Below are 18,031 nucleotides of genomic sequence, written 5' to 3' on the forward strand. Positions count from 1 at the left end.
GCTTCCTTGGTAACCGAGGGGGCCGGGGTCAGACGGTGGTGGCCGGAGGGGCGACCGAGGCGGCGGCGGCCGTGGTCTCGGTGCCGGCCGGGGCGGGGATCGTGGCCGTCAGATCCTCGCTGATCGTCCCCGAGGGGGGCGGGGCCACCGCGGCGATGGCGGTGGTCACCACACCGGCGGGCACCTCGGTCTCCTCGACGACGTTGGTGTGGTCGACGACCTCGCGGCGGGACATCTTCCAGATCGCGGCGCTCGACGCGACCAGGAAGACGGCGACCACGCCGGTGCCCCAGTCGCCGAGGTCCGTGACGGACTCGGCGCCCGCGCCGACCAGCGCGGCGGCCGGGAGCGTGAGGATCCAGGCGACCAGCATGCGGGTCGCCGTGGACCAGCGGACCACCCCGCCCTTGCGGCCGACGCCGGTGCCCATCACCGCACCGGAGACGACGTGCGTGGTGGAGAGGGAGAAGCCCAGGTGGGAGGAGGCCAGGATGGCGGTCGCGGCGCTGGTCTGGGCGGCGAAGCCCTGGCGCGGCTCCAGGTCGGTCAGGCCCGTGCCCATGGTGCGGATGATGCGCCAGCCGCCGATGTAGGTGCCGAGCGCGATGGCCAGGCCGGCGGAGAGGATCACCCAGGTGGGAGGGTTCGAGCCGGGGGCGATGGCGCCGCCCGCGATCAGCGCGAGGGTGATGATGCCCATCGTCTTCTGGGCGTCGTTGGTGCCGTGGGCCAGGGAGACCAGACCGGCGGAGGCGATCTGTCCGACGCGGTAGCCCTTGCGGGAGGCCTCGCTCTCGGCCCTGTCCCCGGTCCTGCTGTCGACGCCGTACGACAGGCGGGTGGCGATCATGGCCGCGAGGCCCGCGACGATCGGCGCGGCGACCGCCGGGAGCAGCACCTTGGTCACCAGCACGTCGCCGTGCACGGCACCGAGGCCGGCGGAGGCGACCGTGGCACCGATCAGACCGCCCATCAGGGCGTGCGAGGAACTGGACGGGAGGCCCACCAGCCAGGTCACCAGGTTCCAGAGGATCGCGCCGACCAGGGCGGCGAAGATGACCTCGGGCCGGATGCCCTTCTCGTCGACGAGTCCCTTGGAGATCGTGTTCGCGACCTCCACGGACAGGAAGGCGCCGACCAGGTTCAGGCCGGCGGACATGGCAACTGCGATCTTGGGCTTCAGGGCGCCTGTCGAGATGGTGGTGGCCATCGCGTTGGCGGTGTCGTGGAAACCGTTCGTGAAATCAAACGCGAGTGCGGTTACCACCACAATCGCGAGGATCAGCGAGAAGCTTTCCATTTACCCAGGCAATCGTTCGAGGTCATTGGCTGGACGAACGTAGGCAACCTGAATGAACGGAAGGTGAACTGAGGCGGGCGCGGCGGTGTCCGGGGCGGGCGGATGGGATTCCGCTTGTCTCCGTCCGTCGCCCGCGCCCCGGGCGTCCCATGGCTGTCAGCCGCGCGCGAAGGTCCGCAGCCGGCCGGCCGAGCCGTTGAAGAGATCCTGGTCACCCGGCAGGGCGCCGTCGGTGGCGTGCTGCCAGAACGTCCAGTACTGCCAGTCGCCCGGCAGCGGCCCTGGTCCCGAGGTGCCGTGTCCGGCGATCCACAGCGGGTTGCTGGAGGAGAACGCGCCGCTGTTGCCGGTGCACAGCTTCCACCACTGGGTGGTGGTGTAGATCACCGGACGGCGCCCGGTCTCGTTCCTCACCTCGTCGCTGAAGGACCGGATCCAGCGGACCATCTGCTTCTTCGTCAGCCCGTAGCACTTGCGCTTCTTGCTGTACGGGTTGTATTCGACGTCGAGCGCGGGCGGCAGGGTCCAGCCGTCCGCCCGCCAGTCGCCGCCGTGCCGCACGAAGTACCGGGCCTGTGCCGTACCCGAGGAACTGTCCGGCAGCGCGAAGTGGTACGCGCCCCGGACCAGGCCCGCCGCGCGGGAGCCGTCGTACTGCTCGGCGAAGTAGGGATTGCGGTAGCTCGTCGCCTCGGTCGCCTTGACGTAGACGAACCGTGCGCCGTTGTTCCGGGCCGCCTGCCAGCCGACGTGCTTCTGGTGCGAGGAGACGTCGTGCCCCCGGGGCAGGCCCGAGGCCGCGGCCGGGTGGCCGGCTGCGGGCACCGCGAGGGCGAGTGCGGCCGTGACCGCGGCGAGGACACCGGCGCGGCGACGGAGAAGGGTGCGTACACGGGCCATGTGTCTCCCCGGGTCGGCGGACGGTGTGGCGTCCGGCGAACAAGAGGGCTCATTCAAGGCCTGGCGAGCGTCGAACCCTGACTGTTTCTCGGCGATTCGAGGCAGTTTCCGCCCATTTGGGGGTAGGTGATTCCGGTCGCCGACGCCTTTCGGGTGACCCGTGCCCCCGCGAGATCCCCGCGCCGTCCCCGCGCGACCCGGAAGCGGCCACGTGCGGGCCGCGCGGCTGGCAGGATCACGGCATGGCTGAGCAGCGGCGGGACGCGGAACTGGAACGTACGTGGACGGAGCTGGTCGCGACGGCGCGGCGGACTGTAACCGACGGGCTGGTGGTCGGCACCTCGGGCAACGTCTCGGCGCGCGTCGGGGACCGCGTGCTCGTGACCCCGTCGGGCGTGCCCTACGACCGGCTCACTTCGGACGACCTCACCTGCGTCGACCTCACCGGCCGCCAGGTGCTCGGCACGCTCGTGCCGACCAGTGAGCTGCCCCTGCACCTCGCCGTCTACCGCACGACCGACGCCCGCGCGATCGTCCACACCCACGCCGTGCACGCCACCGCCGTCTCCACGCTCGTCCCCGAACTCCCGCCCGTCCACTACATGACCGGCGCGCTCGGCGGCCCCGTCCGGGTCGCCCCCTACGCCACCTACGGCACCGACGAGCTGGCCGGGAACATGCTCCGTGCCCTCACCGACCGCTCCGGCTGCCTCCTCCAGAACCACGGCACGGTCACCTACGGCGCCACCCTCGACCAGGCCTACGACCGCACCGCCCAGCTGGAGTGGATGTGCCGCCTGTGGCTGACGGCGTCCAGCGTGCCGGGCCTGACGCCGTCCCTGCTGACGGAGGCTCAATTGACCGAGGCCGCCGAGAAGTTGCGGGGGTACGGCCAGCGACCGTGAACACGGGCCGCACACCGCCGCACCCGGCCGGCCTCCGGGTTCTGCCCACCTGATGCGGAGGGGCGCCGCCCCCCGAACCCGCCTACCTGATTCCGAGGGGCGCCTCCCGGACGCCCCCCAGGTGATTCCGCAGCCGCACGCACGGCTCCGCGCACCGTGTTCCGCCCCTCACCGCGCCCGGCCGCGACGGCGATGCCCGGCGGCCCCGACCCGGCCCGCGCCCGCACGGCTCCGTGCCCCACGCCCTCCACACACCACGCCCTCCACACACCACCCCCCTTGCGCCGCCACCGTCGCCCCGCCCCTCCACTGGCCGGTGGCCGCGACCCCTACGACACTGGACAGGTGCGTCCCGTCAAAGCGACCGCCACGGCAGTCACCGCGGTCCTGGCGGCCGGTGCGGCGTCCGTCGCCGCCGGCCGGTATGCCAGCGACGCCGCGCTGAAGGCGCCCGCGGGCCGGCCGCTGCCCACCGAACCCCGTCTGACCGTGCACGGCACGGCCGCCGGCCGGATCACGCTGACCCGCGCCCTCGCCTCCCTGCGTCCCGGCACCTACGGCCTCGCCGGCGACGGCTCCCACGCGGTCGTCGGCCCCGTCCTGGACGGGGCGGAGCACAGCGCCGACACCGTCGTACGCCGCCTGGAGCGCGTCACGCACGGCACCCTCGCCGCCGGTGACGCGGTGTGGCTCACCCCGAACCTGTACGTCGGCAACCCGGGCGACGCCCTCGGCCTCGACCACGCCGACATCGACGTACCCGGCGAACTCGGCAACCTGCCCGCCTGGTTCGTACCCGCGGCCCGGGACACCTGGGTGATCGCCGTGCACGGCCTCGGCACCACCCGGGAGCAGGCCATGAACCTCATGGGCCCCCTGCACTCCCGCCGCGTGCCCGTCCTCGCCCTCGCCTACCGAGGCGACCTCGGTGCCCCGCGCCCGCCGGACGGCCTGAACCACCTCGGCGAGACCGAGTGGCGGGACGTGGACGCGGCGATCCGCTACGCCGTCCGCTACGGCGCCCGCCGCGTCGTGCTGCTCGGCTGGTCCACCGGCGCCACCATGGCCCTGCGCGCCGCCGAGCACTCCCCGGTGCGCGAGCGCGTCGTCGGGCTGGTCCTCGACTCGCCGGTGCTGAGCTGGGAGGCCACGCTGCGCGCCCTCGCCCGGGCCCGGCACACCCCGCCGCCCCTGCTGCCGCTCGCCGTGCGCGCCGCCCAGGGCCGCACCGGCCTGTACGCCGACCGGGCCGCCGAGCCCACCGACCCCGACCTGCTCACCGTGCCGACCCTGATCTTCCACGGCCCCGACGACCAGGTGGCCCCCTGGGAGTACTCCCGCCGCCTCGCCGCCCGCCGCCCGGATCTCGTCGCCCTGCACACCGTGGCCCGGGCCCCGCACGCGGCGATGTGGAACGCCGGCCCGCAGGAGTACCAGGAACGGCTGCGCCGGTTCATGACCCCGCTGGTGTGAGCGGGGTCCCGGCTGTCCGGCATGCACCGAAAGCCCGGGTGCCAGGCATTCCGTTTAAGGTCGTACGACTGGCCTGATCCGCCCTCCTCGGCCCGCGCCGGACCTCGTGCGTTGGCCAGCCCCGTCGCCCGCCGTGACATTCCGTTTGGGTTTTCGGACCGTCAACCGGAAGACTGCACCCGTGACGTCCCGTATCCCGCGCGACTCCAGGCTTCGACTCGTCCGACCGCGACCCCTGGCCGCCGCCCCCAGAGCCGTGAACCAGCGCCGCCCGCAGCGCCCCGCACCCCGGCCGCCGGAGGGCACCCCCGCCCCGGCCGAACTGGCCAGAATGGCGCGCACCGGCCTCGCGGGCGCGGTCCGCGTCGCACGCTGGGCCGACACCGCTCTCGGCTCCGGCAGCCCCGGCGCCACCGCCGACGGCAAGGCCACCCTCTCCGATCCGACGGCCGAACGCGCCGCCGCCGATCTCGGTCTGAACGCCGCTCAGGTCCGCGCCGACTGGGACACCGCCCGCCTCGCCGGACTCGTCGAGGTGCACGGCGACAGCGCGCGGCCCGGCTGGCGGCTGCGGGCCTGGGACCGCGACGACAGCGCCGTGCTGCGCGGCTGGGTCGCCCTCTTCGACGCCTGGTCGCTGGCCTCCCCGGAGCCGGAGGAGCACGAGCCGGCCGCCGTCGCCGAGGTCGTCTCGGCCATGCCCCAGGTGCTCTCCTTCCTCCAGCTGTCCGCCGGGCCCGTGCCGCGCGCGCAGCTGCTCGACCTGCTCCAGCAGCGGGTCACCGAACTGCGCACCGAGCGCTGCGAGGTCTCCTACGGGCCCGGCACCGAGCTGCCCGGGGAAACCGGGGCCGAGCCCGCGGCCGCGCTGCCGGTCGTCCCGGGCGCGCAGCCGGCCGAGTCCGGCTCCGCGCCCGCCGCCGACACCCCGCTGCCCCCGCTCCTCGACTGGGCGCTGGAGGCCCTCGGCGCCGTCGGCGCCCTGACCTACGGCGACGACCAGGCCACCCTCACCCCGCTGGGCAGCTGGGCGGTGTGGGTCAAGCTGGAGCAGATCTGCGTGGCCGCGCAGAGTCCCGCGGGCAACATCGAGCAGTCCGCCGAGGACATGCTCCGCGGCTGCGCCCAGCTCCGCCCGAACGCGGCCCGCGCCGAGTACCGGGCCTGGCTCGCCGCGCGGCCCGTCGGCGGCGCCGTCACCGAGCTGATCGACGCCGCGCGCGGCGAGGACGCCCTGCTGCGCGGCCTGGCCTTCGAGGCGCTGCGCGTCGTCGGCGGCTCCGCCGAGCCCGAGGTGCACGCGGTTGTCGACGAGCCGGCCCTGCGGCCCTACGCCCTGCTGTGGCTCGCCGAGCACGACGGGGTCGACCCGGAGGACGCCCACGAGGTCCTCACCCGCGAGGAGGCGACCTGGCTGTGGGTCGACACCGCCGCCGCCGTCGCCGACCACGGGGAGGCGCCGATGCTGGTCCGGCATCTGGAATCCGCGGTGCAGCCCACCGTTCCCCAGCTGCTCGACGAGGTCCGCGCCGTCGGCCACCCGCGCACCGTGCAGGTCCTCGTCGCGCTCGCCGCCGCCCACCCCGACCCGGCCCTGGCCAAGGCCGTGCGCCGGGCCGCGTTCCAGGTGCACACCGGCGGCTGAGCACTCGCCCCCGGCCGGCTGCGGCGCCTCAGACGCCGATCTCGGGGGCGTACGTCCCGAAGCTCCAGATGTTGCCCTCGAGGTCCCGGGCCATGTAGTCCCGCGCGCCGTAGTCCTGGTCCGTCGGGGGCGCGAGGATCTCCACGCCGTGCTCCAGGGCCCGCTGGTGGTGGGCGTCCACGTCGTCCACGACGACGTACACCGCGGCGGGCCCGGCGTCCTTCATCGCCGCGTCGAAACGGCCGCCCCGGTCCTTGGAGCCGAGCATCACCGCGCCGTGGCCCTGGACCAGCTCGGCGTGCATCACCTTGCCGCCCTCGGTCTCGTACACCGACAGCTCCGTGAAGCCCAGGGCCTCCGTCAGCTGCCGGATCGCCGCCTTCGCGTCCGCGTACAGCAGCGAGGGATAGATGCTCGGCCGTCCACCACCCATGCCCGCCATGCCGATCACTCCTTGGTACGCCTTCGTACGCCGGTTCCGCGGCGTCCTGCCCAGTCTCGCAGCCACCACTGACAGCGCCGCCCGAACGCACGGACGTAGAAAAACCGCTTGCACCGTCCCGTTAGACTTGTCCTATGGCCATTCTCCTCGCGCATTAGACGGCGCGAACGCCCTCAGCCGTCCGCCCGTCCCTTCCTGTACGCCCTGGAGTCTGTCCGTGATCTCCGCCTCCGGTATCGAGCTGCGCGCCGGTGCGCGCGTCCTCATCGAGAACGCCACCTTCCGTGTCGCCAAGGGCGACCGCATCGGCCTCGTCGGCCGCAACGGCGCCGGCAAGACCACCCTCACCAAGTGCCTCGCCGGCGAGGGCATCCCGGCGGGCGGCCAGATCGCCCGCTCCGGCGAGGTCGGCTACCTCCCGCAGGACCCCCGCACCGGCGACCTCGACGTCCTCGCCCGGGACCGGATCCTGTCCGCGCGCGGGCTCGACGTGCTGATCCGCAAGATGCGCGAGAACGAACAGCGCATTGCCAACGGGCAGGGCGCCACCCGCGAGAAGGCCCTGAAGCAGTACGAGCGCCAGGAGACCGAGTTCCTCACCAAGGGCGGGTACGCCGCCGAGGCCGAGGCCGCCACCATCGCCGCCGCGCTCAACCTGCCCGACCGCGTCCTCGGCCAGCCCCTGCACACGCTCTCCGGCGGTCAGCGCCGCCGTATCGAGCTGGCCCGGATCCTGTTCTCGGACGCGGACACCCTGCTCCTCGACGAGCCGACCAACCACCTCGACGCGGACTCGATCATCTGGCTGCGGGACTACCTGAAGACCTACCGCGGCGGCTTCATCGTGATCAGCCACGACGTCGACCTGGTGGAGACGGTCGTCAACAAGGTGTTCTACCTGGACGCCAACCGCGCCCAGATCGACATCTACAACATGGGCTGGAAGCTCTACCAGCAGCAGCGCGAGGCCGACGAGAAGCGCCGCAAGCGCGAGCGCGCCAACGCCGAGAAGAAGGCCGCCGCGCTCAACGCGCAGGCCGACAAGATGCGCGCCAAGGCCACCAAGACGGTCGCCGCGCAGAACATGGCCCGCCGCGCCGACAAGCTGCTCTCCGGCCTGGAGGCGGTCCGCCAGTCCGACAAGGTCGCCAAGCTCCGTTTCCCGGAGCCCGCGCCCTGCGGCAGGACCCCGCTGATGGCCGAGGGGCTGTCGAAGTCGTACGGCTCGCTGGAGATCTTCACCGACGTCGACCTCGCCATCGACAAGGGCTCCCGGGTCGTCATCCTCGGCCTCAACGGCGCCGGCAAGACCACCCTGCTGCGCCTGCTCGGCGGCGTCGAGACGCCGGACACCGGCGAGGTCGTCCCCGGCCACGGCCTCAAGCTCGGCTACTACGCGCAGGAGCACGAGACCCTGGACCCCGAGCGCACCGTCCTGGAGAACATGCGCTCCTCGGCCCCCGACATGGACCTGGTCGAGGTGCGCAAGGTGCTCGGCTCGTTCCTGTTCTCCGGCGACGACGTCGACAAGCCGGCCGGCGTCCTGTCCGGCGGCGAGAAGACCCGGCTCGCCCTGGCGACCCTGGTGGTCTCCTCGGCGAACGTGCTCCTGCTCGACGAGCCGACCAACAACCTCGACCCCGCGAGCCGCGAGGAGATCCTCGGCGCGCTGCGCACCTACAAGGGCGCGGTCGTCCTCGTCACGCACGACGAGGGCGCCGTCGAGGCGCTGCAGCCGGAGCGGATCATCCTGCTCCCGGACGGCGTCGAGGACCTGTGGGGCTCCGACTACGCGGACCTCGTCGCCCTGGCGTGATCCACTGCGGATGGATCATTCGGCTCATCGGTGATCCATCATCTGTGTGAGATCTCCTCGTATCGGGGTGTGTCGTACACGGATTTTCCGGCCGATCCCTTCATCGCCAAGGGGTCGGCCGTTTCGCGTCGCTGACCTGGTACTTCGTGAATCCACCCGTTCGGTCGCACCGGCACCACCTCCTGGAACATCAAGTTCCGCTTGTGGGGATCCACTCCTGTCGTCACAACGATGTCCCACCGACCTTGCCGAATGGGTGGCCATAGCGCCCAGGAGGGGTGATCATGAGGAGACCAGAGCGCACTTCCCATGAGGAGGCACGGGTGGCCGAGACTCTGAAGAAGGGCAGCCGGGTGACCGGCGCCGCGCGCGACAAGCTCGCGGCAGACCTGAAGAAGAAGTACGACTCCGGTGCGAGCATCCGGGCGCTGGCCGAGGAGACCGGCCGCTCGTATGGCTTCGTACACCGGATGCTCAGCGAGTCGGGCGTCACGCTTCGTGGGCGTGGCGGAGCGACCCGAGGCAAGAAGGCCGCATCGTCCTGACTCCGGGCGGCCCATCGGCTTCGATGGTGGCCACCCGGTCGGCGGTCTGACCGGCCGGGTGGTTACTGTGCAGTCACTTAAGCATGCCCGGCACTGCCGGCATGCCTGACCGACCGCACCCATCGGAGGCGCCCCATGGCTTCGCCCGACCAGGACCTCGCTCCTGTACTCGACAAGGACGGCGTACGGCTCACCGTCGACGACGCGCTCGCCACGGTGACGCTGACCAACCCGGCCAAGCGCAACGCGCAGAGCCCCGCTCTGTGGCGGGCGCTCGCCGAGGCCGGCCGGCTGCTGCCGGGCTCCGTCCGTGTCGTCGTGCTGCGTGGCGAGGGCGTGTCCTTCTCCGCCGGGCTGGACCGACAGATGTTCACCCCGGAGGGGATCCCGGGCGAGCCGAACTTCATCGATCTCGCGCGTCGTGACGACGCCGGGCTCGACGCGAGCATCGCCGAGTTCCAGGAGGCGTTCACCTGGTGGCGGCGCAACGACCTCGTGTCCATCGCCGCCGTCCAGGGGCATGCCATCGGGGCCGGCTTCCAACTCGCGCTCGCGTGCGACCTGCGGGTCGTCGCGGACGACGTGCAGTTCGCCATGCGCGAGACCAGCCTCGGCCTCGTACCCGACCTGACCGGCACGCACCCGCTGGTCGGTCTCGTCGGGTACGCCCGCGCGCTGGAGATCTGCGCCACCGGACGGTTCGTCGGCGCCGAGGAGTCGGTGGCGTCCGGGCTGGCCAATCTCGCCGTGCCCGCCGACCAACTGGACGCTGCCGCACGGGACTTGGCCGCGGCACTGGTGGCCGCGCCGCGGGACGCGGTCGTGGAGACCAAGGCGTTGCTGCGCGGTGCCACCGACCGGACCTATGACGAGCAGCGGGCCGCCGAGCGGGCCGCTCAGGCGCGCCGCCTGCGGGACCTGGCCGGCCTCGGCGAATAGCGGGCGAAGGACAGCCGGGCCGGGGAGGGCGATGCGGGCCCGCCGGTCAGCCGACCGCCGTGATGGACACCGTCACCGTCGGCCTGTCCTCCAGCGCCTCCCGTACGGCCGTGCGGACCCGCCGGGCCACGTCGACGGCCCGGTGGTCCGCGCCGGTCGTCAGCTCCACGCGCGCGTGCCGGTGCGGCAGGGCCGTCGTACCGGCCGTGCGCTCCTCCAGACGGACCCCGCGCCCGAGGGAGGAGGCCAGCCCCGTCACCCCCGGGACCGACAGCACGGCCGCGGCCGCCCGGACCTCGTCGGGGTCCGTGGGCTCCGCGGCCGCCGCCGGCCGGGGCGGGCGTACCTCCCGGGGCGGCTCCGCCACCTCCAGCAGATCGGTCACCCGCAGGTCCACCTCCCGCACCAGCAGGCCGAGTCCGTCCGTCGCGGCCGTGGCCAGGACCTGCCGCAGCCGGGACGCCACCGCCGGCAGCGGTTCGGCGGCCGTCGCCGCGAAGTCCGCCGTCACCCGTAGGGGACCCGGCGGCAGCGCGCCCGGCGGGGGCGGTACGACGGGCTCGTGCGTCTCCCGCGGATCGGCGAGCCCGATGCGCAGCGCGCCCAGCCGCACCCCGGGCACCCCGTCCGCCGCCGCACGCTCCAGCACGGCCGCGGCCGCCCCCTCCGAGATCCACGCGCCGTCGCGCACCCCGCCGAGCGGCAGCAGCCTGCCCGCCGCCACATGCTGCCGAATAGCCCACCCGTCGCCCACCACCGCCCTGTTCGAAGGCGCTGCGCGCCGCCCCCTCTTCTCAGTCCGCCGGTCCGCCGTCATTCCACCAGCCTGCCGCATCCCCGGTGTGCGGGCGGGGAACCATGCGTACGGTGGTCGGGAGACGGCGACCGAAAGGGACGTACGGCGATGACCGACATGACGACGGCCCCCGAGGGCGATCACGAGGGCGATCAGTGGGAGCGGCTGTCGACCCGCAAGGCCACCCGGCGCGGCGGCGGCGACCCGGCGGGCCGTGGCCGGACGACCATCGCGGACGGCGTCGTGGAGAAGATCGCCGGGCTCGCGGCCCGGGACGTGGTCGGCGTGCACACCATGGGCAGCGGCCTGGCCCGCACCTTCGGCGCCGTGCGCGACCGGGTGCCGGGCGGCTCCAAGTCGGTGACGCGGGGCGTCAAGGCCGAGGTCGGCGAGGTGCAGACCGCGCTCGACCTGGAGATCGTCGTGGACTACGGCGTCTCGATCGCCGACGTCGCCCGTGCGGTGCGCGAGAACGTGATCGCCGCCGTGGAGCGCATGACGAGCCTCGAGGTCGTGGAGGTCAACATCGCCGTCAGCGACGTCAAGCTGCCCGAGGAAGAGGACGAGGAGCCCGAGCCCCGGATCCAGTGATCCGACCGCACGGCCCCGGACCCCGCACGCTGACGAGCTGAGGAGCGCTGCATGAGCATGGCCCTGGTCGGCATGATCGCCGGGATGGCGTTGGGATTCGCCGGGTACTTCGGCGGGTTCGGTGCCTTTCTGCTGGTGGCGGCGTTGGGCGCGATCGGGTTCGTCGCCGGCCGGTTCGCCGAGGGCGACCTGGAGCTGGGCGACCTCTTCCGCACCCGCGACGACCGGCGCGACCGGCGGCGGTGACGGGCGGTGAGCGCCGAGACCGGCGTGCCGCGCCCGCGCCCGGCCCTCGCACCGCCGGGTGAGCGCGGCGCCCTGCGGATCGCCGACCGGGTCGTGGCGAAGATCGCCGCGCGGGCCGCCCGCGAGGCACTGCCGCCCCCGCCCGCCGACGCCGCCGCCCCGCACGCCACCGTCGTCCGCCACGCCGACGTGGCCCGCGTCCAGGTGCACCTCGAACTCGGCTACCCCTGCGACATCGGCGCCCACAGCGCGGCCGTGCGTCGCCATGTCGCCCAGCGGGTAAGTGCGTTGGTGGACATGGAGGTGACCGAGGTCGCCGTCCGGATCGAGCGGCTGCATCCGGCACCGGCACCCGGCGCGGTCCCCGGGAGGGCGTGATGAGCGAGCCACCGACGAGCACCCCGACCCTCGACAAACCCCCGCCCGCCGCCCCGCCCGTGCCCCGGGGCAGCCGGCGCTTCTGGGCGCCGCGCCGTGTCCCGGCCGCCGTCGTCGCCGTCCTGCTCGTGGCCGGCGCCGGCCTGCTGCTCTACGACGTCGCCGCCGTCCGCGCCCACCGCCCGGCGATGCGCTGGCGCCGTGCCCTGGCCCGGCAGCTGGCCGAACGGCAACTGGACGACCCCTGGGTGCTGGTGGGCGCGGGCGTCGCCGCCGCCCTCGGCCTGTGGCTGATCGTCCTCGCGGTCACGCCCGGCCAGCGCGGCCTGCTGCCGATGCGGCGTCCGCACCCCGACGTGCGCGCCGCGCTCCGGCGCGAGGCCGCGGCGCTGCTGCTGCGCGACCGGGCCCTGGACGTGTCCGGGGTCCGCTCGGTACGGGTACGGATGCGCCGGCGCACGGCCGATGTCCGCGCCGTCTCGCACTTCCGCGACCTGGACGACGTCCGCGCCGACCTCGCCCGCACCCTCGGCGAGTCGATCCGGGGCCTCGGCCTGGACCGGCCGCCCACGCTGTCGCTGCGGGTGGCACGGCCCGGACGGAAGGGGTGACGGCGATGCGCGCGAGCCGTCTCAACCGTGTCGTGCTGGGCCTCGTCGGCCTGCTCCTGCTCGGGCTCGGCGGGTCGGTGCTGGCCGTCGGCCTGGGCGCGCCGGTGCCCTCCTGGTGGCCGCGCACCGGCCCGCACGACGTGCTGCTGAGCCGGGCCGAGCGCACCCGCTGGCGGCACACCGACTGGTGGTGGCCGGCCGTCCTCGCCGGCCTGGCCGTCCTGGTGCTGCTCGCCCTGTGGTGGCTGACCACGGTCCTGCGCCGCCGGCGGCTGGCCGAGATCGTCGTCGACACCGGCGACGGCGCGTACGCGCTCCTGCAGGGCAGGGCCCTGGAGGAGGCGCTCGCCGAGGAGGCCGTGCGGCAGGACGGCGTGGCCCACGCCGAGGCCGTCCTGCGTGGCCGCCGTACGGCGCCCACGGCGCGGATCCGGCTCCAACTGGAGCCGCACACCGACCCGTCGACGGCCCTGACCGCCTTCACGACCGGGACACTGGCGCACGCCCGCGACTCGGCCGGGCTGGCGTCCCTCCCGGCGGAGGTATGCCTACGGGCGGTCAAACACCCTGCCGAGAGGGTCACGTGACGACGGTCAGAACCCGTGCCGCATGCCGCCGTCCACCGGCAGCATGATCCCCGTCAGATAGGAAGCCGCCGGCGACAGCAGGAACGCCGCGGCCTTCCCGAACTCCTCCGGCGTCCCGTACCGGCGCAGCGGGATCCGGGACTCGTTGGCGGCCCGGGTGGCCTCGGGGTCGGCGGACAGCCCGTCCAGCTCGCGCACGCGGTCCGTGTCGATGCGCGACGGCAGCAGACCGAGCACCCGGATCCCGCGCGGCCCGAGCTCGTCCGCCAGGGACTTGGCGAACCCGGCGAGGCCGGGCCGCAGCCCGTTGGAGATGGTCAGCGCGGGAATGGGCTCGTACACCGACGCGGACAGCACGAAGCCGATGACCCCGCCCGCCTCCAGCTCGGCCGCCGCCGCGCGCGCGAGCCGCACCGCGCCGAGGAACACCGACTCGAACGCGCCGCGCCACTGCTCGTCGGAGTTGTCCGCGACGAACCCGGGCGGCGGACCGCCCACGCTCACCAGCACGCCGTGGAAGCCCCCGAAGTGCTCGCGGGCGGCCGCGATCAGCCGCTCGGGGGCCCGCTCGTCGGAGTTGTCCACGGCCACGCCCAGCGCGTTCGGGCCCAGTTCGGCGGCGGCGTCGGCGACCCGCTTCTCGTCCCGGCCGCTGATCACTACCTTCGCGCCGTCGGCGACGAGTTCGCGCGCGGCGGCGTTGCCCAGCCCGCGCGTCGCCCCGGTGACGATGTACACCCGGTCCTTCAGTCCAAGATCCATGCCCCCTATCCTGCCTGTTCGCCGCCGAACAGCGTGAGGGCGGTGTTCACCAGGGCGATGTGGCTGAAGGCCTGCGGGAAGTTGCCCACCTGGCCGCCCAGCGCCGGGTCGTACTCCTCCGCCAGCAGCCCCACGTCGTTGACCAGCCCGACCAGCCGCTCGAAGAGCTCCCGGGCCTCGTCCGTCCGGCCCGTCATGTGCAGGGCGTCCGCGAGCCAGAACGAGCAGGCGAGGAAGGCGCCTTCGCCGCCCGGCATGCCGTCCACGCCGACGGCGTCCGTGTCGTAACGGCGTACGAAGCCGCCGTGGCCGAGGTCCGCGCGGATCGCGTCGACCGTGCCGATCACGCGCGGATCGTCGGGCGGCAGGAAGCCGACCCGGGGGATCAGCAGCAGGGCTGCGTCCAGTTCGCGCGAGCCGTAGTACTGGGTGAAGGTGCCGCGCCGGGAGTCGTAGCCCTGCTCGCACACCTCCCGGTGCACCTCGTCGCGCATCGCCCGCCAGCCGTCCGCGTCGCCCTCCAGTTCCGGGTGCTCCTCCAGGGTCCGTACGGCGCGGTCGGCGGCCACCCACACCAGCACCTTCGAGTGCACGAACTGGCGCCGCCCGCCGCGCACCTCCCACAGTCCCTCGTCGGGCTGGCGCCACGCCGACTGGAGGAACGTCATCAGCGAGCGCTGGAGCGCCCACATGTGCGGCTTGGTGGACAGTCCCGTGGTGCGGGCCAGGTACAGCGAGTCCATGACCTCGCCGTACACGTCCAGCTGGAGCTGGTCGACGGCGCCGTTGCCGACGCGCACGGGCGCGGACTCGGCGAAGCCGGGCAGCCAGGCCAGCTCCCACTCCGGCAGCCGGCGCTCGCCGGCCAGGCCGTACATGATCTGGAGGTCCGCCGGGTCGCCCGCGACCGCGCGCAGCAGCCAGTCGCGCCAGGCCTCGGCCTCCTTGTGGTAGCCGGCGGTGAGCAGGGCGCCGAGGGTGAGGGTGGAGTCGCGCAGCCAGCAGTAGCGGTAGTCCCAGTTGCGCACCCCGCCCAGCTCCTCGGGCAGCGAGGTGGTGGCCGCGGCGACGATCCCGCCCGTCGGGGCGTAGGTGAGCGCCTTGAGCGTGATCAGGGACCGTACGACCATGTCCCGGTACGGCCCGTGGTAGCGGCAGCGGGCGGCCCAGCGTCGCCAGCCGCTGACGCTGGCGCTCAGCGCCTTGTAGGGGTCGACGAGCGGGGGACGCGGCTCGTGCGAGGGGTGCCAGGTCAGCACGAACGCGACCCGTTCGCCCTCGGCGACGGTGAACTCGGAGTGGGTGCCGAGGTCTTCGCCCCACATCTCCACGGCGGGCTCGGCGCGCAGCCACACCGAGTCCGGTCCGGCGACGGCGACCCGGTGGCCGTCGGAGCGGCGCATCCACGGCACGATCGATCCGTAGTCGAAGCGCAGCCGGAGGGTGCTGCGGACGGTGACGTGCCCGCTGACGCCCTCCACGATCCGTACGACGTCGGGGACGCGGTCGCGCTGCGGCATCAGGTCGGTGATCCGCACGGTGCCCTCGGTGGTCTCCCACTCGGTGTCGAGGACGAGGGTGCCGGTCCGGTAGGCGCGCCGGGTGCAGACCCGGGCCCCCTTGGGCGCGAGCCGCCAGTACCCGTGGTCCTCGTCGCCCAGCAGCTTCGCGAAGCAGGCCCCGGAGTCGAAGCGGGGCAGGCACAGCCAGTCGATCGAGCCGTCCCTGCCGACCAGGGCCGCGGTCTGCTCGTCACCGATGAGGGCGTAGTCCTCGATGCGCGCGTTCACGGGATGCGGGTTCCCGGCGGATCCGGGGACCAACCAGGGGGTGCGCCGGGGGAGTGACGTGCCCCCGCGCGCCCGGGGTCACACGGCGGCCGGCGCCGTCTCCTCGGGCGTGTCCTGCGCGGCCTCGGCCACCGCGGCCGAGGCCCGGTCGCGGATCTCGCGCCGGACCAGGGACCACCAGGCGAACGGGACGGCCGCGGCGAACAGCCACCACTGGATCATGTACGCGTAGTTCAGCGGGGCGTCCTCGGTGCCCGGGTCGGAGATCTGCTCCGGGGAGTCGGTCTGGGGCCCGGTCTGCTCGACGTAACCGCCGAGCACCCGGGCGCCGAGCCGGTGCGCCTCCTGCGCGCTGTTGATCAGCATGATCTGCCGGTCGGGCAGGCCCTGGATGTTCTTGATGCCGCTCGCCGCGGTCGTCTCGTCGGCCATCAGTCGCCCGGTGATCGTGGTCCTGCCGGCCGGCGGGGCGGGGATCCTCGGGAAGGCGGTCTGGGCGCCGTTCGCCGGGATCCAGCCGCGGTTGACGAGCAGCACCTTGCCGTCGGTCAGGACGAACGGGGTGAGCACGTGGAAGCCGACCTCGTCGTCGGAGTTGGTCCGGCGCCGGACCACTTCCTCGCGGGCGGTGTCGAAGGTGCCCGTCGCGGTGACCGTGCGGTACCTCTCGGTGCGGGTCACGGTGTGCCCGGGGGTGGAGAGCCGCTCGACCGGGACCGGCTCGGCGTGCAGTGCGGAGGAGACCAGGTTGTTGCGCGCGGTGCGCTCCTCGTACCGGTGCTGCTGCCAGAAGCCGAGCCGGATCATCGTCGGGATCAGGGCGATCGAGACGAGCGTGAGGATGACCCACTGGACGGACAGGAGGAAGCGGTAGCGACGCACCCCACGACGGTACCCCCGCGCCGTGGGGTGGGTTCGGCCGGGTCGGGTCAGACCCGGTCGACGATCCCCACTTTCCCCGATTCACGGGCACAGTGCGCGCCGCAGTAGAAGCTGCCGTCGGCCTCCACGCCTTGGCCGATGATCGCGACCTTGCACTTCTCGCAGATCGGGGCCATGCCCTTGATCGCGCAGGAGAAGCAGTCGAAGACGTGCACCGCGCCCTGGGCGTGGACCTCGAAGGTCATTCCGTAGTCATTGCCGCAAACTTCACATTTCGCCATATGCCACAGGGTGGGCCGTCGCCGGGGGTCCGGGCGAGCGGCCGCGGGGTGAGTCTGGCGTCAATCACCCGTTCGTACGGTCACCCGTCAGCCGGTCGCCGATCGGCCCGTACGGTCACTCGTCGGCGGGCTCGACGTCGCGCAGCAGCTGCCCGAAGGCGGCCTCGTCCACCACCGGCGTGCCGAACTGGCGGGCCTTGACCACCTTCGACGTGCCCGAGTCGGGATCGTTGGTCACCAGCAGGCTGGTCAGCCGGGAGATGCTGGACGCCACGTGCAGCCCCGCCTCGGTCGCCCGGTCCTCCAGCAGCTCGCGCTCGGTCGAGGTGTCCCCGGAGAACGCCACCCGCATGCCCTGTTTGAGGTGTTTGCCGTCTTCGTACCGGCCGGGGTTGGGATAGGGGCAGGAGGGCCGCTTGCGGGACGGGCGCCAACTGCCCGGCCGGTAGCCGCCGTAACCGCCGGAGGGCTGGCGGGGCACCGGGCGGTCCGACCACTCCGTCAGCGGCCGGCACTCCAGCAGCGGCAGCCGTACCTCGCCCGCCGCCGCGGCCGCGAGGCTCGGCCGGAACGCCTCCGCCAGCACGCGCGCGTCGTCCAGCGCGTGGTGCGCCCGCTGCTGCACGACGCCGTAGTGCGCCGCCAGCGACTCCAGCTTGAAGTTGGGCAGCGGCAGCCCCAGCTCCTTCGACAGCGCGATGGTGCACAGCCGCTGACGCACCGGCGCCTCGCGCTGCGCACGCGCGTACTCCCGCGCGATCATCTGCCAGTCGAAGACGGCGTTGTGCGCCACGAGCACCCGGCCCGCCAGCCGGGCGGCGAACTCCTCCGCGATGTCCGCGAAGAGTGGCGCGCCCTCGAGCGTCTCGCTCGTCAGACCGTGTATCCACACCGGTCCCGGATCGCGCTCCGGGTTGACCAGCGTGTACCAGTGGTCCTCGACCTCGCCGCGCTCGTCCAGCCGGTAGACGGCCGCCGAGATGATCCGGTCGTCCCGGGCCAGGCCGGTGGTCTCCACGTCAACGACCGCGTATCCCTTCGGATACGCGGCCGGCCACTGGGTGGGGGAGGACACTGCGGTCGCACGGTCTTCGAGCATGGTCATTGAGGATACGGGCCGGGACTGACACCGCGGTCCCACA

20 protein-coding genes are annotated in these 18,031 nt (G+C 73.4%); 11 read left to right on the top strand and 9 right to left on the bottom strand.

Annotated elements, in window-relative coordinates:
- Positions 1 to 28: 28 nt before the first annotated feature.
- Both BIV23_RS16605 and BIV23_RS16610 read right to left on the bottom strand, forming a co-directional pair.
- Entirely contained in the window at positions 29 to 1,300 is a 1,272-nt protein-coding gene (locus BIV23_RS16605; protein ID WP_071381629.1) for an inorganic phosphate transporter, read from the bottom strand.
- A gap of 156 nt (positions 1,301 to 1,456) precedes the next feature.
- Positions 1,457 to 2,200 carry a lysozyme gene (locus tag BIV23_RS16610; protein WP_071381630.1) on the bottom strand — a complete coding sequence of 248 codons (744 nt, stop codon included), beginning with the start codon at positions 2,198 to 2,200 and terminating at the stop codon, positions 1,457 to 1,459.
- Between the two features lie 242 nt (positions 2,201 to 2,442).
- Between BIV23_RS16610 and BIV23_RS16615 the strand changes: the two genes are divergently transcribed.
- The 3 genes from BIV23_RS16615 to BIV23_RS16625 all read left to right on the top strand — a co-directional run bounded on the left by BIV23_RS16615 (position 2,443) and on the right by BIV23_RS16625 (position 6,223).
- Positions 2,443 to 3,105, top strand: coding sequence for a class II aldolase/adducin family protein (locus BIV23_RS16615; protein ID WP_107471183.1), 663 nt, complete (start codon positions 2,443 to 2,445; stop codon positions 3,103 to 3,105).
- A gap of 345 nt (positions 3,106 to 3,450) precedes the next feature.
- The gene (locus tag BIV23_RS16620; protein WP_071381631.1) at positions 3,451 to 4,578 is read left to right on the top strand and encodes an alpha/beta hydrolase; all 1,128 of its coding nucleotides are present in this window, start codon (positions 3,451 to 3,453) and stop codon (positions 4,576 to 4,578) included.
- 181 nt (positions 4,579 to 4,759) lie between these two features.
- Positions 4,760 to 6,223: a hypothetical protein gene (locus BIV23_RS16625; protein WP_177239917.1), complete on the top strand. Its 1,464-nt coding sequence runs from the start codon at positions 4,760 to 4,762 to the stop codon at positions 6,221 to 6,223.
- A gap of 28 nt (positions 6,224 to 6,251) precedes the next feature.
- On the opposite strand, the gene BIV23_RS16630 is transcribed toward BIV23_RS16625, so the two are convergent.
- Entirely contained in the window at positions 6,252 to 6,665 is a 414-nt protein-coding gene (locus BIV23_RS16630) for a VOC family protein (RefSeq protein ID WP_071381633.1), read from the bottom strand.
- 217 nt (positions 6,666 to 6,882) lie between these two features.
- On the opposite strand from BIV23_RS16630, the gene abc-f reads away from it, so the two are divergent.
- From abc-f to BIV23_RS16645, 3 genes are all read left to right on the top strand, one after another.
- Complete coding sequence (abc-f, locus tag BIV23_RS16635) at positions 6,883 to 8,481, top strand: ribosomal protection-like ABC-F family protein (protein ID WP_071381634.1); 1,599 nt, start codon at positions 6,883 to 6,885, stop codon at positions 8,479 to 8,481.
- A gap of 323 nt (positions 8,482 to 8,804) precedes the next feature.
- Entirely contained in the window at positions 8,805 to 9,026 is a 222-nt protein-coding gene (locus BIV23_RS16640) for a helix-turn-helix domain-containing protein (RefSeq protein ID WP_004002281.1), read from the top strand.
- Positions 9,027 to 9,161: 135 nt separating this feature from the next.
- Positions 9,162 to 9,965: an enoyl-CoA hydratase/isomerase family protein gene (locus tag BIV23_RS16645; RefSeq protein WP_071381635.1), complete on the top strand. Its 804-nt coding sequence runs from the start codon at positions 9,162 to 9,164 to the stop codon at positions 9,963 to 9,965.
- Positions 9,966 to 10,011: 46 nt separating this feature from the next.
- On the opposite strand, the gene BIV23_RS16650 is transcribed toward BIV23_RS16645, so the two are convergent.
- Complete coding sequence (locus tag BIV23_RS16650; protein WP_071381636.1) at positions 10,012 to 10,722, bottom strand: nucleopolyhedrovirus P10 family protein; 711 nt, start codon at positions 10,720 to 10,722, stop codon at positions 10,012 to 10,014.
- Positions 10,723 to 10,869: 147 nt separating this feature from the next.
- Here BIV23_RS16650 and BIV23_RS16655 point away from each other — a divergent pair, with 147 nt between their 5' ends.
- The 5 genes from BIV23_RS16655 to amaP are packed head-to-tail and all read left to right on the top strand — an operon-like array spanning position 10,870 to position 13,174.
- Entirely contained in the window at positions 10,870 to 11,352 is a 483-nt protein-coding gene (locus BIV23_RS16655) for an Asp23/Gls24 family envelope stress response protein (RefSeq protein ID WP_071381637.1), read from the top strand.
- A 51-nt stretch (positions 11,353 to 11,403) separates the two neighbouring features.
- Positions 11,404 to 11,598: a hypothetical protein gene (locus tag BIV23_RS16660; protein ID WP_071381638.1), complete on the top strand. Its 195-nt coding sequence runs from the start codon at positions 11,404 to 11,406 to the stop codon at positions 11,596 to 11,598.
- A gap of 6 nt (positions 11,599 to 11,604) precedes the next feature.
- A complete protein-coding gene (locus BIV23_RS16665; RefSeq protein ID WP_071381639.1) occupies positions 11,605 to 11,976 on the top strand; it encodes an Asp23/Gls24 family envelope stress response protein in 372 nt (123 codons plus the stop codon).
- Positions 11,976 to 12,587 (top strand): DUF6286 domain-containing protein, encoded by a 612-nt coding sequence (locus BIV23_RS16670; RefSeq protein ID WP_071381640.1) that lies wholly within the window; start codon positions 11,976 to 11,978, stop codon positions 12,585 to 12,587. The genes BIV23_RS16665 and BIV23_RS16670 overlap by 1 nt, the downstream gene beginning before the upstream one ends.
- Positions 12,588 to 12,592: 5 nt before the next feature.
- Complete coding sequence (amaP, locus tag BIV23_RS16675; protein WP_071381677.1) at positions 12,593 to 13,174, top strand: alkaline shock response membrane anchor protein AmaP; 582 nt, start codon at positions 12,593 to 12,595, stop codon at positions 13,172 to 13,174.
- Positions 13,175 to 13,180: 6 nt separating this feature from the next.
- Here amaP and BIV23_RS16680 read toward each other — a convergent pair whose 3' ends face one another.
- The 5 genes from BIV23_RS16680 to BIV23_RS16700 all read right to left on the bottom strand — a co-directional run bounded on the left by BIV23_RS16680 (position 13,181) and on the right by BIV23_RS16700 (position 17,988).
- On the bottom strand, positions 13,181 to 13,936 hold the full coding sequence (locus tag BIV23_RS16680) for an SDR family oxidoreductase (protein WP_071381641.1): 756 nt from the start codon (positions 13,934 to 13,936) through the stop codon (positions 13,181 to 13,183).
- Positions 13,937 to 13,941: 5 nt separating this feature from the next.
- Complete coding sequence (locus tag BIV23_RS16685) at positions 13,942 to 15,726, bottom strand: glycoside hydrolase family 15 protein (protein WP_071381642.1); 1,785 nt, start codon at positions 15,724 to 15,726, stop codon at positions 13,942 to 13,944.
- A gap of 78 nt (positions 15,727 to 15,804) precedes the next feature.
- Complete coding sequence (locus tag BIV23_RS16690; protein ID WP_071381643.1) at positions 15,805 to 16,608, bottom strand: SURF1 family cytochrome oxidase biogenesis protein; 804 nt, start codon at positions 16,606 to 16,608, stop codon at positions 15,805 to 15,807.
- 47 nt (positions 16,609 to 16,655) lie between these two features.
- Complete coding sequence (locus tag BIV23_RS16695) at positions 16,656 to 16,889, bottom strand: hypothetical protein (protein WP_071381644.1); 234 nt, start codon at positions 16,887 to 16,889, stop codon at positions 16,656 to 16,658.
- 115 nt (positions 16,890 to 17,004) lie between these two features.
- Positions 17,005 to 17,988 carry a DEDDh family exonuclease gene (locus BIV23_RS16700; protein ID WP_071381645.1) on the bottom strand — a complete coding sequence of 328 codons (984 nt, stop codon included), beginning with the start codon at positions 17,986 to 17,988 and terminating at the stop codon, positions 17,005 to 17,007.
- Positions 17,989 to 18,031 lie beyond the last annotated feature (43 nt).

The organism is Streptomyces monashensis (assembly GCF_001866665.1).
Taxonomy (GTDB): Bacteria; Actinomycetota; Actinomycetes; order Streptomycetales; family Streptomycetaceae; genus Streptomyces; species Streptomyces monashensis.